Raw genomic sequence first — 13214 nt, 5'->3', positions numbered from 1 at the left:
CATGAACGCCGCCCTGCGCGCCCAGCAGCGCTACCGCGAGGACGCCATCCTCTCCGCGCCGCCGGAGCGACTGGTCACCATGCTGTACGACCGCCTGCTGCTCGACATCGAACGCGGCGAGACCGCCCAGCGTGCGGGCGACTGGGCCGAGGCGAACGCGCAGCTGCAGCACGCGCAGGCCATCGTCGCCGAACTGTCGTCGTCGCTCACCGACGAGTGGAACGGCAGCGCCGGCCTCCGCTCGCTCTACGTCTTCCTCACCCAGACGCTCATCGGCGCGAACATCGGCCGCGACCCCGAACGCACCAGGGCCTGCCACGGCATCGTCGCCCCGCTGCGCGACGCCTGGCACGAGGCGTCGCGGTCGCTCGCGGAGAGCCGCGCGTGAGCGCCGACGCCTGGGAGGAGCTGCTGGACCGGCTGGAGCAGGAAGCCGAGCGCATCCTCGCCGCACCCGACGGAGCCGTCGAGACGCACGAGCTGCCGCCCTGGACGCCGCCGCCCGCGCCGCTGCCCGCGCACCTCGCCGACCGCGCCCGCCGCGTGATCGACCGCCAGCGCGCGGCCATGGACCGCGTACGCCACGAGATCGACGGCGTCCGCCAGCACCTCGGCGCCGTGGGGCGCGTACCGGCACCGCGCGAACCCGACGCACCGGCCTACCTCGACGTGGACGGCTGACGGCCGCCTAACGCACCCGGCCTGCCTGCCGACAGTGCACCGTGAGCACGGATGGCTCGCAAGACTCGGCCAGGGATCGGCCATTTCCACCACACACGGGGAGCCGGTTCGTGTTCGACTCTGTCACCATCACCGCACTCACGAGTGCGCTCGATGGGCTCTCGCTGCGCCAGCGGGCCATCGCCGACAACATCGCCAACATCAACACCCCCGACTACCACGCCAAGCGCGTGCGGTTCGAGGAGGCACTCGCGGACTCGATCGCCCGCGGCGACGGACGCGTGTCGGCGACGGTCGGCACCTCGCTGGAGCCGACCAGGCTCAACGGGAACAACGTCAACCTCGACACCGAGACCCTCTCCAGCATCGACACCATGCTGCGCTACCAGTTCGCGACGCAGGCCGTGAACGGCTCGTTCTCCTCCATGCGCACCGCGATGAGGACCTCATGACCTTCGACGCGATCGGCATCGCCGGCACCGGACTGACCGTGCACCGCAAGTGGCTCGACGCCATCAGCGACAACATCTCCAACATCAACACGGTGCGCTCGACCGACGGCGCCGCGTTCCGTGCGCGCTACGTGCTCGCGCAGACCAGCGCCCAGTCGCCGGGCGTCTACGTCGCCGGCACCGTGCAGGGCAGCGCCGAGGGCCGCCTCGTGCACCAGCCCGACCACCCCCTCGCCGACGCGAACGGCTACGTGCGCTACCCCGACATCGACCTCGGCGACCAGATGAGCCAGCTCATCCTCGCGCAGCGCGGCTACCAGGCCAGCGCGGCGATCGTCGACCGAGCCCGCACGACCTACGAGTCGGCCCTGCAGATCGGACGCAACGCATGAGCGCGGTCTCCGGAATCGAGGCCGTCGCCTCGTCCCTCAGTCTCACCACCTCCCCCGTCACCGGGGCGAAGACGACCGACGGCTCCGCCTTCGCGAACAGCGTCACGGGCGCGATCGACGAGCTGCGCTCGCTGCAGTCCGACTCCGACGCGCTCAAGGTCGCCGCGGTCACGGGCGACCTCGACGACATCCACGCGGCCATGATCGCGTCGTCGCGCGCGGCCGTGACGCTCGAGCTCGTCGCCGCCGTGCGCAACAAGGGCGTCGACGCGTTCAACGAGATCATGCGGATGCAGGCCTGATGCCCCCGGCCGTCGCCGGTGCGTTCCAGCGCATCCGCCGTGTCATCGCGGGGTTCTCGCTCGCCCAGCGCACCATCGCCATCATCGGTGTCGCCGTGCTCGCCCTCGGCATCATCGCCCTGTCGAGCTGGCTCACCCGCCCCACCTACACCCCGCTGTTCTCCGGGCTGAGCGCGACCGACGCCAACGCCGTGGTCGAGCAGCTCCGCTCCGCGTCGGTGCCGTACGAGCTCGCCGACGGCGGCGCCACCGTCCTCGTGCCGGAGAAGGACGTGTACGACCAGCGCCTCGCCGCCGCATCCGCCGGACTGCCCAGCGCCAACAGCGCCGGCTACTCGCTGCTCGACGACATGGGCGTCACCACCTCCGAGTTCCAGCAGTCGGTCACGTACAAGCGCGCCATCGAGGGCGAGCTCGCCGCCACGATCTCCGCGATCGACGGGGTCTCCGCCGCCTCCGTGCAGCTCGCGATCCCCGAGGAGAGCGTCTTCGTGTCGGAGACCGTCGACGCGACCGCCTCCGTGTTCGTGGAGACCGCGGGCAACAGCACCCTCGACCAGAAGCAGGTCGAGGCGATCGTGCACCTCACCTCCGCGGCGGTCAGCGGCATGAAGCCGGAGAACGTCGCCGTGGTCGACCAGACCGGGCGCACGCTGTCGGCCGTCGGCGTCGGCTCGACGGGCGGCCTCGACCAGCAGGCGGGCGACTACGAGGCACGCGTCACGGCGAGCGTGCAGCAGATGCTCGACACGGTGGTCGGCCCCGGCAACGCGACCGTCACGGTGGTCGCCGAGATCGACCGGTCGGTGAACGAGCGCATCGAGGAGACCTACACCCCGGCCGAGGGCGCCCCGCCGCTGACCGAGGAGACCCGCAGCCAGACGCAGAACGGCGCGAGCTCGGAGGCCGGCGTGCTCGGCCCCGACAACATCGCCGTGCCCAGCGAGAACGGCGGCACGTCGTCGGCGACCGAGCAGAGCCGCACCAACGCGGTCAACAAGGCCACCGAGAGCACCTCGACCCCGGCCGGCACGCTGCTGCGGCAGTCGGTGTCGGTCGCCGTCGACGCCGGGGCTGGCGGCGACCTCAGCTCCGCACAGCTCAGCGACCTGGTGTCCACGGCCGCCGGCATCGACCGCGCCCGCGGTGACGACCTCACCGTCGAGCTGGTCGCGTTCAGCAAGACCGACGCCGAGTCCGCGCAGGCGGCGCTGCAGGCCGCGAAGGACGCCGAGAACGCGGAACGACAGGCCGCCCTGCTCAACACCGTCATCATCGCCGCGGCCATCGCGATCCCCCTGATCGCCGCGATCGCCGCGTTCATCATCCGCGCCCGCCGTCGGGCCGGACGCGTGGAGGAGTTCGATCAGCTGTTCGGCGACCGGCCGCCCGCCCTGTCGGCGCTGTCCGCCGACGCACCCACCGCCGTGCTGGAGGCCCCCACCACCCCGCTGGCGTTCCTGGAGCCGGCGCCCGACCTCGACCCGGAGCCCGAGCCCGACCCGGAGCCCGCCCAGGTCAGCCTCGAGCGCCGCCGCGCCGAGATCGGCGCCCTCACCCGGCAGGACCCGCAGCGCACGGCCGAGCTGCTGCGCACCCTCATCGACGATCGGTCGCACGCGTGACCGGGCTGACCGACCGGCAGACCGCCGCGGTCGTTCTCATGAACCTCGACCGCGCCCAGGCGGTGGAGGTGATGAAGCACCTGTCCGAGGCCGAGGCGGAGGCGGTGGCCGCGGAGATCATCGGGCTGCAGGACCTCGACGCCGCCACGACGGCGCAGGCACTCGGACAGTTCCACCGCATCGCCGCCGGGCACCTGCCGCCCGCACGCGGCGGACGCGACATCGCGGCCGGACTGCTGGAGGCGTCGTTCGGCGCCGAACGGGCGGCGGCCGTGCTGGGCCGCGTCGGCTCGACCTCGATGAGCGCCTCGTTCGAGTTCCTCACCTCGGCCGACCCCGCGCAACTGGCCACCCTGCTGGACGGCGAGCTGCCGCAGACCGTCGCGCTCGTGCTCGCCCACCTTTCCGCGGATCAGGCCGCCGCGGTGCTCGCCGCGTTCCCCGACCCCGCCCGCACCGACGTCGCCCAGGCCATCGCGACCATGGGCACCGCGTCACAGGAGGCCATCGCGATCGTCGCCGACGCCCTCAAGTCGCGCACCGGCAGCTTCGCGTCGCGCGACGCCCCGGAGGTTCTGGGCGGTGTCGAGCCGCTCGTGGAGATCATCGGCCGCTCCGGGGCGACGATCGAGAAGGCGCTGCTGGCGAGCATCGAAGACCGCGACAGCGCCCTCGCGGAGGACATCCGCTCGCGCATGTTCACGTTCGTCGACATCGTCAAGCTCGACGACCGGGACACGCAGCGCGTGCTGCGCGGCATGGACATCCGCTCGCTCGCGCTGGCCCTCAAGGGAGCCCCGCAGCCCATCGTCGACCTCATCCGCCGCAACGTCTCGGAGCGCAACAGGGAGAACCTCGACGAGGAGGCCCGCACGCTCGGCCCCGTCCGCATGTCGCAGGTCGAGGAGGCACGCGCCGAGATCGTCCGCACGATCCGAGCCCTGGAGGCGGCGGGCGACATCACGGTGCAGCGCGCCGACGAGGACGAATATGTCTACTGACGCCTTCGCCCCCGCGGCCTTCCCGCGGCTCGGCGGCCCCGACCACCGCGCCGAGCAGGAGCGTGCACGCCGTCGCGGCTACGCGGAGGGCCACGCCGAGGGGTACCGCGCGGGTGCCGCCCAGGCGGAGACCGAGGCCAGGGCGGCCGAGGAGCAGCGGGCGCAGCGTGAGGCGGCCAGGGCGCACGAGACCGCCGCCGCGGTGGCCGCCCTCCACGCGGCCACCGCATCGATCGCAGCGCGCGAGCAGGAGCTCGCCTCGGTCGCCCACGAGCAGGTGCTGCGTCATGCGATCGAGCTGGCCGAGCTGATCCTCGCCGCCGAGCTGAGCGAACCGGGGGCCTCCGCCGCCGCCGCACTGCGCCGCGTGCTCGCCGCCCCGGAGGCCGCGGCCGCCCGCACCGTCCGGGTGCACCCCGACGACCTGCGCGTGCTGGAGCGCGATCCCGACACGGCCGGCCACGGCTTCACCCTCGTGGCCGACGCCACGCTCGACCGCGGAGACGCCGTCGCGGTGCCGGAGCACGGGGTGGTCGACGCCCGGGTCTCCGCCGCGCTCGACCGTGCCCGCCGCGCGCTCGACGGGAGCGCGACATGACGGCCTGGGGCGCGGTGCGCGACGCCGTACGACCCGAGCGCATCGGCGAGGTCACCCGGGTGCGCGGACTCAGCGTGCACGTGCGCGGAGTCGACGGCGCGGTGGGTGACGTCGTGACGCTCGACGGCATCGACGCCGAGGTCGTGGCCACGGGTGAGGACGGGCTGCGGTGCATGCCGCTCGCCCCGGTCGCCGGGCTCACCGTCGGCGCGCCCGTCCGCGGCAGCGGCGGTCCGGTGCGGGTGCCCACCGGACGAGCGCTCCTCGGGCGGATCCTCGACGGGCTCGGCCGCCCGATCGACGGCAAGGGGCCGCTCGTCGCCCCCACCGTGAGCCTCGACCACGCCACGCCCTCCCTCCTGGAGCGCGACCGCATCACCGCCCCGCTCCCCCTGGGCGTGCGCGCCCTGGACACGCTCGTGAGCGTCGGCCGCGGTCAGCGCGTCGGCCTGTTCGCGGGCTCCGGGGTGGGCAAGTCGTCGCTGCTGTCGATGATCGCGCGCGGCACGGAGGCCGAGGTCACCGTGATCGCGCTGGTCGGCGAACGCGGACGCGAGGTGCGCGAGTTCATCGAGGACGACCTCGGACCCGCCGGCCTCGCCCGGTCGGTCGTGGTGGTGTCGACCTCGGACCAGCCGGCCATGGCCCGCATCCGCGCGGCGTTCACGGCCACGCGCATCGCCGAGGCGTTCCGCGACGACGGCGCCCACGCGATCCTCATGATGGACTCGCTCACGCGCGTGGCGATGGCCCAGCGCGAGATCGGGCTGTCGGCGGGCGAGCCCCCGGCCACGCGCGGCTACCCGCCGTCGACGTTCTCGATCCTCGCCGGGCTGCTGGAGCGCGCCGGCACCGACCGCACCGGGTCGATCACCGGCATCTACACCGTGCTCGTCGACGGCGACGACCACAACGAGCCGATCGCCGATGCCGTGCGCTCGATCCTCGACGGCCACGTGGTGCTCGACCGTGCCCTGGCGCTGTCCGGCCACCACCCCGCGATCGACGTGCTCGGCTCGGTGTCGCGCGTCGCGGGCAAGATCACCGGAGCCGAGCGCCGGGCGCACGCCGCGACGCTGCGGGCCGTGCTCGCCGCGCGCCGTCGCGCCACCGACCTGATCGACATCGGCGCGTATCACGCGGGAGCGGATCCGCGGATCGACGCCGCCATCGCGCACGAGCGGGAGATCTCCGCCTTCCTCACGCAGTCGCTCGACGAGACCTGCGACATCGAGGAGTCGTGGCGCCGGCTGGACGCCCTGGTCGGCGCCTTCGAGGGGGTCGCATGAGTCGTTCGTTCTCGCTGGCCGGTCTCCTGCGCGTGCGGGAGATCCAGGAGCGTGCCGCGGCGCAGCGGCTGTCGCGGGCCGTGATCGACGCGCAGCACACCGAGGCGCGCGACCGGGCCCTGCGCGCGCACCTGTCCGGCGCCGACACCGAGGCCGTTGACGTGCGCTCGCTCGCCGCGCTCGCCGCCGCCCGGGTGGCCGGCCGCGCGCTGCTCGCCGACTTGCGCACGCTGTCGGAACTGCAGCACGAGACCGTCGCCGAGGCGCGCGCGGAGCACGCGGACGCCCGCCGCACGCTGCGCGGCCTGGAGCGCCTGGCCGACGCCCACGCGGCCGAGCTCCGTGCCGCCGACCTGCACGCGGAGCAGGCGGAGCTCGACGAGATCGGCACGCGCACGCGGACGGAGGACCCCCGGTGACCCCGATCGACCTCCTCGGCGCGCTCGGCGCGCGCGCACCCCGCCCCTCCGGCGGCCCGGCGGCCGCGCCGTCGGCGGGGGCCGCGGCGTTCGCCGACGCGGTGCGCGATGCCGAGCGCTCGGCCCAGCGCCGCAACGACGCCGAGGATCGCGATCGCAGTGCGACGGCATCCGCGGATGTCGCCGAGACCCCGGTTCCGTCCGCGGAGTCCGCCCCCGGGACGGCCGCCCCGACCGAGCCGCGCCCGGCGCCGGCCGACCCCACCGGCGCCGGCGCCGGAGACCTCGACCCCGCCACCGCCGCGGCGCCGCCCGCACCCCCCGCTGCGGCGTCCCCCGCTGCCCCGGCCGACGGCACGCTCGCGGGTGGCACCGGCCCCGCGGCACCCGGCGTGCCCGAGGTCGCGACGCCCGCGGGTGACACCGCCTCCGGTGGCATGGCCCCGGGTGGCGACACGCCACGCGCACTCCGCGCCGACGCCGACGCCCGCCCCGTCCGCGCGGCACCCGCACCCTCCGCGACCGCGGCGGCAGCCCTCGCTCCGGCGACGGCTCCCGCGCCGCTCCCGGGTGCCGTCGGTTCCGCGCTCGGGGCGACCGCGGCGGACGGGGCGGCCTCCCCGGTGGGGGCCACGACCGCCTCCCCCGCAGCCGCCTCCCCCGCAGCCGCTTCCCCCGCAGCTGCCTCCCCCACGCACGCGCCCGCCGCCGCGCCCTCCCCCGCGGCCGCAGCAGCCACCCCCGCGCCCGCCGCGGCTGCGACTCCCGTGCCCTCCACCACGTCGTCCGCCCCCGCGCCCGTCGCCGCTGCGACCGACACCGCACCGCCCCTGCGCCTCGTGCCGGGCGACACCGGCTCCGCCCCCGACGCCGCCACCGACGCCGCGACGACCCCCGCATCCGCACCCGCCACCGCCGCGACCGCGAGCCCCGCCGCCGCTCCGTCCCCCGCGTCGGAGGGCGCAGCCCCCGTGGCCGCGGTCGCCCCGAGCAGCCCGACCTCCGCCGCCGCTCCGCCGCCCGCCGCGCCCGCCGCCGCGGCACGGACCCCGCTCCTGCCGCAGCTGTCGGCGCCCGTGGTCTCGCTCGCCCGCGCGTCCGACGGCGACCACCGGATCACGCTCACGGTGTCGCCCGAGAACCTGGGACCGGTGACCGTGCGCGCCCACATCTCCGGCGCCGCGATCCGCATCGAGCTGCAGGCGCCCGGTGAGCTCGGCCGCGAGGCGCTGCGGGCGATCCTCGCCGACCTCCGCCGCGACCTCGCCGTCGCCGCACCCCAGGCCACCCTGAGTCTCGCCTCGTCGTCGGACGGCCCCGGCTCGTCCACCCCGCAGGGCCCCTCCGCCGGAGGCCAGGGCACCACCGGAGGCCAGGGCGCCGCCGGGGGCCAGGGCGCCGCCGGGGGCCAGGGCACCAACCGGCAGCCCGCGGCCGCGCGGCCCCTGCCGTCGACCTCGCCCGCACCACCGACGCCCGTCCCGACCGCCCCGCCGCACGGCGGCATCGACGTCTACGCCTGATCAGAGAGGACCCCATGACCACGGTCGACTCCATCCCCGGCACGATCCCCCCGGGCAGCACACCCGCGTCCGGCGTGCAGACGGGCAGCACCACCCCCGCATCCGAGCGCAAGAAGACCCTCGACTCCGAGGTGTTCCTGAAGCTGCTCGTGACACAGCTGACCAATCAGGACCCCAGCTCGCCCATGAACACCAACGAGATGATCTCGCAGACCACGCAGCTCGCCTCGATGGAGCAGCTCACCGCGCTGTCGACGACCACCACCGAGAACTTCGCGCTCAGCATGCGCCAGACCGCCGCCGCGCTGGTCGGGCGCGAGGCGCAGTACGTCGACGCCGACGGCACCACCAAGAAGGGCATCGTCACCGCGGTGTCCTACAAGGGGGCGGTGCCGCTCGTCATGATCGGCGACGTCTCCATCCCCCTCGACGCCGTCTCCGGCGTCTCCCTCGCTCCCGGCTCCGCTGCCTGACCCCTCTCCCCAGAAAGGCATCACCATGCTCCGCTCGCTCTTCTCCGGAATCTCCGGCCTCCGCTCGCACCAGACCATGCTCGACGTGACGGGCAACAACATCGCCAACGTCAACACGACCGGCTTCAAGGCGTCGTCCGTGCAGTTCCAGGACTCGCTGTCGCAGCTGCTGCGCAACTCGATGCTGCCGCAGCAGGCCCAGGGCGGTCAGAACCCCGCCCAAGTGGGCCTCGGCGTGCAGGTCGCCGGCATCAGCACCAACTTCGCCGGCGGTGCCCCGCAGCCGACCGGTGTGCCCACCGACCTGATGATCTCGGGCGACGGCTTCTTCGTGGTGCGGTCGGGCGGCGAGACCCTGTACACCCGCAACGGCGGCTTCACGTTCGACGCGACCGGTCGCCTGGTCGGCGCGGGCGGCGCGCTCGTGCAGGGCTGGACGGCGCAGAACGGCGCGATCGTTCCCGGCCAGGGCATCGGCGACATCACCCTCCCGGTCGGAGCGCTGAGCCCCGCCGCGGCCACCACGACCGCCCGCGCCACCGGAAACCTGCCCTCGGGCGCCGCCGTGGGTGAGACCCTCGTCCGCGACATCAAGACCTACGACGCCGACGGCGCCGCCACCACGCTGCGCCTCACGTTCACCCGCACCGCGACCGGGTGGGACGTGGCCGACGGTGCCGGCGCCACGACCTCGCTCACCTTCACCGACGGGAAGCAGAACGGCGCGGGCAGCATCGTGTCGGGCGGCATCACGGTCGACCTGTCCGCCGTGACCGGCTTCGCCGACGTGAGCGACCTCGCCCTCAAGGAGCAGAACGGAAAGCCGGCCGGCACGCTCGCCTCCTACGCGCTGACCAACGACGGCAGCCTGGTCGGGACGTTCAGCAACGGCGACACCCAGGTGCTCGCCCGCATCGCGCTCGCCGGCTTCGTCAACCCCGGCGGACTCGAGAAGGTCGGCTCCTCGCAGTTCCGCCCGAGCGGCAACTCGGGTCAGCCCGAGCTCGGTCAGGCCGGGACCGCGGGCCTGGGCGGCATCATCAGCGGCGCGCTGGAGATGTCGAACGTCGACCTGTCGCAGGAGTTCACGAACCTCATCGTGGCCCAGCGCGGCTTCCAAGCGAACGCACGCATCATCACCACGAGCGACGAGGTGCTGCAGGAGCTGACCAACCTCAAGCGATGATCCCGCGGGGTCGCACGGGAGGGTCCACCGCGCGTCGGGGGCCCTCCCGTCTCGTACGGCTTGGTGGAGCGGGCGGAGCGTCAGGCCGGGCGCAGCGCGTCGGCGGCGGCGCGGAGCACCTCGTCGTTCACCGCGAAGTACGCCCACCGCCCGCGCTGCTCACGCGTGACCAGTCCCGCCTCGGCGAGCAGCTTCATGTGGTGCGACACGGTCGCCTGCGACAGTCCGACGGGCTCGGTGAGGTCGCAGATGCACGCCTCCCCCTCCGGGCTGCCCGCGATGAGCGACAGCAGCAGGACCCGGGTCGGATCGCCCATCGCCTTGAACACGCGCGCCGCCCGCTCGGCGTCGTGCGGCGTGAGCGCGGAGGTCACCCGCGGCACGCAGCACGCGGTCTGGTCGATCACGGTGGGGAGACTCACCTGTCCAGTCTTTCACGTATTGACATTCTTCGATAGATCCGTGATGCTCCTCGTATTGATATTCATCGATACGAGGAGCATCGCATGTCCGCACTACCCGTCGTCGTCATCGGAGCCGGCCCGCAGGGCCTCGCCGCCGCCGCCCACCTGACCGAGCGCGGTCTCGACGCGATCGTCGTGGAACGCGGCGACGCCGCCGGGGCCGCCGTGGCGGAATGGGGGCACGTGCGCCTGTTCTCCGCGTGGCCCGAGCTGACCGACGCGGCGGCGCGCCGCCTGCTCGAACCCACCGGCTGGGTCGCGCCGAGCCGCGGGTACCCCACCGGCGCCGAATGGGTCGAGGGCTACCTCGCGCCCCTCGCCGCGAGCCTGGGCGAGCGGGTGCGCTACGCGACCACCGTCACCGGGATCGCCCGACAGGGACGAGACCGGGTCGTGGACAGCGGCCGGGCGGCGCAGCCGTTCATCGTCCACACGCGAGACCGCCAGGGCGTGGAGGGCCGCATCGTCGCCCGAGCGGTCATCGACGCGAGCGGCACCTGGGGCCTTCCCAACCCCGCGGGCGCCGACGGCTTCCCCGCCCTGGGCGAGACCGCAGCCGCCGACCGGGTCTCGTACCGGATCCCCGACGACGTGTCCGCGTTCGCCGGGCGGCACGTCGTGGTCGTGGGGGCCGGGCACTCTGCGACGCACACCGCTCTCCGCCTCGCCGACCTGGCCCGCCGCGAGCCGGGCACCCGCGTCACCTGGCTCCTGCGGCGCGGCAGCACAGGGCACACCTTCGGCGGAGGTGACGCCGACGACCTCGCCGAGCGCGCCGCCCTCGGCCGCCGCGCGCGCGAGGTGGTCGACGCCGGGACGGTCGAGCTCGTCACCGGGTTCCGCGTCGCCGCGCTCGCCTCCCGCGGCGACACGCTCTCGGTGCACGCGGAGGACGGCCGCGAGATCGCCGGGGTCGCCCAGGTGTTCGCGCTCACCGGGTTCCGGCCCGACACGAGCTTCCTGCGCGAGGTGCGCATCGCCCTCGACCCCACCCTCGACGCCGTCGCCGGCATCGCCGCCGACATCGACCCCAACATCCACTCGTGCGGCTCCGTGCCCGCCACCGGTGCGCGACAGCTCGCCCAGCCCGAACAGGACCTGTTCGTCGTCGGTGCCAAGTCGTACGGCCGGGCGCCGACGTTCCTCGCGCTGACCGGCTTCGAACAGGTCCGGAGCGTGGTCGCGCACCTCGCGGGCGACCACGAGGCCGCCGCGCGCGATGAGCTCGTGCTCCCCGCGACCGGGGTGTGCGGCGGTGCGGGCGGGTTCGACGCCGAGGCCGGAGGCGGCTGCTGCGGCGCGCCGACCGTGCTCCAGCTCGGCTCGCGCCCGGTCAGCGTGGGCTGACGCGGGGCGTTACTCCGCCGTCGTATCCGTCGAGCTGAGCCGAGCGGCAGGCGGGCTGCGCACACGGCTCACCCACCGGGTCGACCGCCGCGCCTCCGCCGGGTCAGACGTAGACGCCGCGGTCCTCCATGAAGCGGACGGGGTTCGTGTACCCGCCGTTGATGTACACCTCGAAGTGCAGGTGGCAGCCGAACGAACGGCCGGTGTCTCCGGCGTAGGCGATGACCTGGCCCGCGTTGACCCACTGGCCGCGGCGCACGATGATGCCGCCGTTCTTGATGTGCGCGTAGCCCGTGCTCACGCCGCCGCCGTGCTGGATGCGCACGTAGTTGCCGTAGTTGCCGTTCGATCCGGCGTAGTCCACGGTGCCGGAGTTCGCGGCGTAGATGGCGGCACCGCAGCCGTTCGCCAGGTCGGCGCCGTAGTGGAAGCTCGACGAGCAGCCCCGAGGGCCGCAGATCGACGTACGGGGTCCGTAGCTGGAGCTGCGGGCCCCGCCGTGCGGCCGCACCCAGCCCCCGGAGCCCGCCGTGCCTCCGCCGCCGCCGTTGCCGCCGCCCGCCGCGGCCGCCGCCGCGGCCTCACGCTCGCGTCGGGCTTTCTCCTCGGCCTCGCGCGCCGCGACACCCGCCTGGTACTGCGCGACCGTGGTGGCGGTGGTGTCCTTGAGGGCCGCGAGCTGCGCCTGCATGGTCGCCAGGTTCGCCGACTGCTCGTCGAGCGCGGCCTGCGCGGCCTCCGCGGCCTGCTGTGCCGCCTCCATCTTCTGCTCGGCGACCTGCTGCAGCCGGTCGCGCTCATCGCGGGCGACCGCGGCCTGGTCGCTCAGCGACTGGGCGGCGTTGCGCGCCGCGACGGCGTTGTCGTACACCGACTGGTTGTACTGCAGGAACTTGTCCATCGTCCCGAGCCGCGACAGCAGCTGGTCGGCGCTCGCACCGGAGCCGGCGAAGAACAGCTGCAGCGAGGTGTCGTCTCCGCCGCTGCGGTACAGCTGCGCCGCGATCTGTCCGGCCTTCTTCGCGGACGACTCGGCGAGCGCGGACTGCTCATCGGCCTCCGCCTGGAGGTTGTCCGCCTCGGTGATCGCCGCGAAGTAGGCCTGCTGGGCGGCGTAGAACTCGTCGGACGCGACCTGCGCCGCCGCCTGCGTCTCCGCGACCTTGCGGGTGAGCGACTGGATCAGCCCCTCGATGCGCGAGACCTCGGCCGCTTTGGCCGCCTCGTTGTTCTTGGCCCGCTGCACGTCGTCCCAGCTCGGATAGGTCGCGGCGTACGCGGCCGACACCCCGGTGCCCACGCCGAACGCGGCGAGCGCGACCACGCCGAGCGCCCCGAGCCCGAAGGCGCCGCGGCGGCTGACGTTCACCCGCCACAGCGACTCGCGCTCGGCGGGGGTCGGGGCGCACCCGCAGTCCTCCGCCGCCGTCTCGGCCGCCGTCTGCGGGGTTCGCTGCTTCAC

16 protein-coding genes are annotated in these 13214 nt (G+C 74.3%); 14 read left to right on the top strand and 2 right to left on the bottom strand.

Annotation, left to right across the window (positions count from 1 at the left end):
• Position 1 precedes the first annotated feature (1 nt).
• From fliS to KV394_RS09500, 13 genes are all read left to right on the top strand, one after another.
• Entirely contained in the window at positions 2-388 is a 387-nt protein-coding gene (gene fliS / locus KV394_RS09560) for a flagellar export chaperone FliS (protein WP_247982855.1), read from the top strand.
• Complete coding sequence (locus KV394_RS09555) at positions 385-681, top strand: hypothetical protein (protein WP_136031059.1); 297 nt, start codon at positions 385-387, stop codon at positions 679-681. The genes fliS and KV394_RS09555 overlap by 4 nt, the downstream gene beginning before the upstream one ends.
• 110 nt (positions 682-791) lie before the next feature.
• Positions 792-1133, top strand: a complete 342-nt coding sequence (locus KV394_RS09550; protein WP_136031061.1) for a flagellar basal body rod protein FlgB — start codon at positions 792-794, stop codon at positions 1131-1133.
• Positions 1130-1525: a flagellar basal body rod protein FlgC gene (locus tag KV394_RS09545; protein ID WP_136031062.1), complete on the top strand. Its 396-nt coding sequence runs from the start codon at positions 1130-1132 to the stop codon at positions 1523-1525. The genes KV394_RS09550 and KV394_RS09545 overlap by 4 nt, the downstream gene beginning before the upstream one ends.
• Positions 1522-1827 carry a flagellar hook-basal body complex protein FliE gene (gene fliE, locus KV394_RS09540; RefSeq protein ID WP_247981325.1) on the top strand — a complete coding sequence of 102 codons (306 nt, stop codon included), beginning with the start codon at positions 1522-1524 and terminating at the stop codon, positions 1825-1827. The genes KV394_RS09545 and fliE overlap by 4 nt, the downstream gene beginning before the upstream one ends.
• Complete coding sequence (fliF, locus tag KV394_RS09535) at positions 1827-3452, top strand: flagellar basal-body MS-ring/collar protein FliF (RefSeq protein WP_206251669.1); 1626 nt, start codon at positions 1827-1829, stop codon at positions 3450-3452. The genes fliE and fliF overlap by 1 nt, the downstream gene beginning before the upstream one ends.
• A complete protein-coding gene (gene fliG, locus KV394_RS09530) occupies positions 3449-4453 on the top strand; it encodes a flagellar motor switch protein FliG (RefSeq protein ID WP_136031068.1) in 1005 nt (334 codons plus the stop codon). The genes fliF and fliG overlap by 4 nt, the downstream gene beginning before the upstream one ends.
• Positions 4443-5051, top strand: a complete 609-nt coding sequence (locus tag KV394_RS09525) for a FliH/SctL family protein (RefSeq protein ID WP_247981324.1) — start codon at positions 4443-4445, stop codon at positions 5049-5051. The genes fliG and KV394_RS09525 overlap by 11 nt, the downstream gene beginning before the upstream one ends.
• A complete protein-coding gene (locus tag KV394_RS09520) occupies positions 5048-6340 on the top strand; it encodes a FliI/YscN family ATPase (RefSeq protein ID WP_247981323.1) in 1293 nt (430 codons plus the stop codon). Before KV394_RS09525 ends, KV394_RS09520 begins: the two co-directional genes overlap by 4 nt.
• A complete protein-coding gene (locus tag KV394_RS09515; RefSeq protein WP_247981322.1) occupies positions 6337-6759 on the top strand; it encodes a flagellar export protein FliJ in 423 nt (140 codons plus the stop codon). The genes KV394_RS09520 and KV394_RS09515 overlap by 4 nt, the downstream gene beginning before the upstream one ends.
• Complete coding sequence (locus KV394_RS17395) at positions 6756-8282, top strand: flagellar hook-length control protein FliK (protein WP_282187124.1); 1527 nt, start codon at positions 6756-6758, stop codon at positions 8280-8282. The genes KV394_RS09515 and KV394_RS17395 overlap by 4 nt, the downstream gene beginning before the upstream one ends.
• A gap of 14 nt (positions 8283-8296) precedes the next feature.
• Positions 8297-8755: a flagellar hook capping FlgD N-terminal domain-containing protein gene (locus tag KV394_RS09505; RefSeq protein WP_247981321.1), complete on the top strand. Its 459-nt coding sequence runs from the start codon at positions 8297-8299 to the stop codon at positions 8753-8755.
• A 25-nt stretch (positions 8756-8780) separates the two neighbouring features.
• Positions 8781-9941: a flagellar hook protein FlgE gene (locus KV394_RS09500; protein WP_136034174.1), complete on the top strand. Its 1161-nt coding sequence runs from the start codon at positions 8781-8783 to the stop codon at positions 9939-9941.
• Between the two features lie 80 nt (positions 9942-10021).
• Here KV394_RS09500 and KV394_RS09495 read toward each other — a convergent pair whose 3' ends face one another.
• Positions 10022-10363, bottom strand: coding sequence for an ArsR/SmtB family transcription factor (locus KV394_RS09495; RefSeq protein WP_247981320.1), 342 nt, complete (start codon positions 10361-10363; stop codon positions 10022-10024).
• A gap of 84 nt (positions 10364-10447) precedes the next feature.
• On the opposite strand from KV394_RS09495, the gene KV394_RS09490 reads away from it, so the two are divergent.
• On the top strand, positions 10448-11752 hold the full coding sequence (locus KV394_RS09490; RefSeq protein WP_247981319.1) for an FAD-dependent oxidoreductase: 1305 nt from the start codon (positions 10448-10450) through the stop codon (positions 11750-11752).
• 103 nt (positions 11753-11855) lie between these two features.
• On the opposite strand, the gene KV394_RS09485 is transcribed toward KV394_RS09490, so the two are convergent.
• On the bottom strand, positions 11856-13214 hold the full coding sequence (locus tag KV394_RS09485; RefSeq protein WP_247981318.1) for a M23 family metallopeptidase: 1359 nt from the start codon (positions 13212-13214) through the stop codon (positions 11856-11858).

It is taken from the genome of Microbacterium sufflavum (genome assembly GCF_023101165.1).
In the GTDB taxonomy this organism is placed as follows: domain Bacteria; phylum Actinomycetota; class Actinomycetes; order Actinomycetales; family Microbacteriaceae; genus Microbacterium; species Microbacterium sufflavum.
Note: the sequence above shows the minus strand (reverse complement) of the source record. Positions and strands in the feature narration are given on the sequence as shown.

Bases quoted from the DNA above. Each gene is read 5' to 3' on its own strand.
- KV394_RS09525 (WP_247981324.1), top strand. From the start codon at position 4,443: ATGTCTACTGACGCCTTCGCCCCCGCGGCCTTCCCGCGGCTCGGCGGC.
- KV394_RS09500 (WP_136034174.1), top strand. From the start codon at position 8,781: ATGCTCCGCTCGCTCTTCTCCGGAATCTCCGGCCTCCGCTCGCACCAG.
- fliF (WP_206251669.1), top strand. From the start codon at position 1,827: ATGCCCCCGGCCGTCGCCGGTGCGTTCCAGCGCATCCGCCGTGTCATC.
- fliS (WP_247982855.1), top strand. From the start codon at position 2: ATGAACGCCGCCCTGCGCGCCCAGCAGCGCTACCGCGAGGACGCCATC.
- KV394_RS09545 (WP_136031062.1), top strand. From the start codon at position 1,130: ATGACCTTCGACGCGATCGGCATCGCCGGCACCGGACTGACCGTGCAC.
- KV394_RS09505 (WP_247981321.1), top strand. From the start codon at position 8,297: ATGACCACGGTCGACTCCATCCCCGGCACGATCCCCCCGGGCAGCACA.
- KV394_RS09515 (WP_247981322.1), top strand. From the start codon at position 6,337: ATGAGTCGTTCGTTCTCGCTGGCCGGTCTCCTGCGCGTGCGGGAGATC.
- KV394_RS09490 (WP_247981319.1), top strand. From the start codon at position 10,448: ATGTCCGCACTACCCGTCGTCGTCATCGGAGCCGGCCCGCAGGGCCTC.
- KV394_RS09520 (WP_247981323.1), top strand. From the start codon at position 5,048: ATGACGGCCTGGGGCGCGGTGCGCGACGCCGTACGACCCGAGCGCATC.
- fliE (WP_247981325.1), top strand. From the start codon at position 1,522: ATGAGCGCGGTCTCCGGAATCGAGGCCGTCGCCTCGTCCCTCAGTCTC.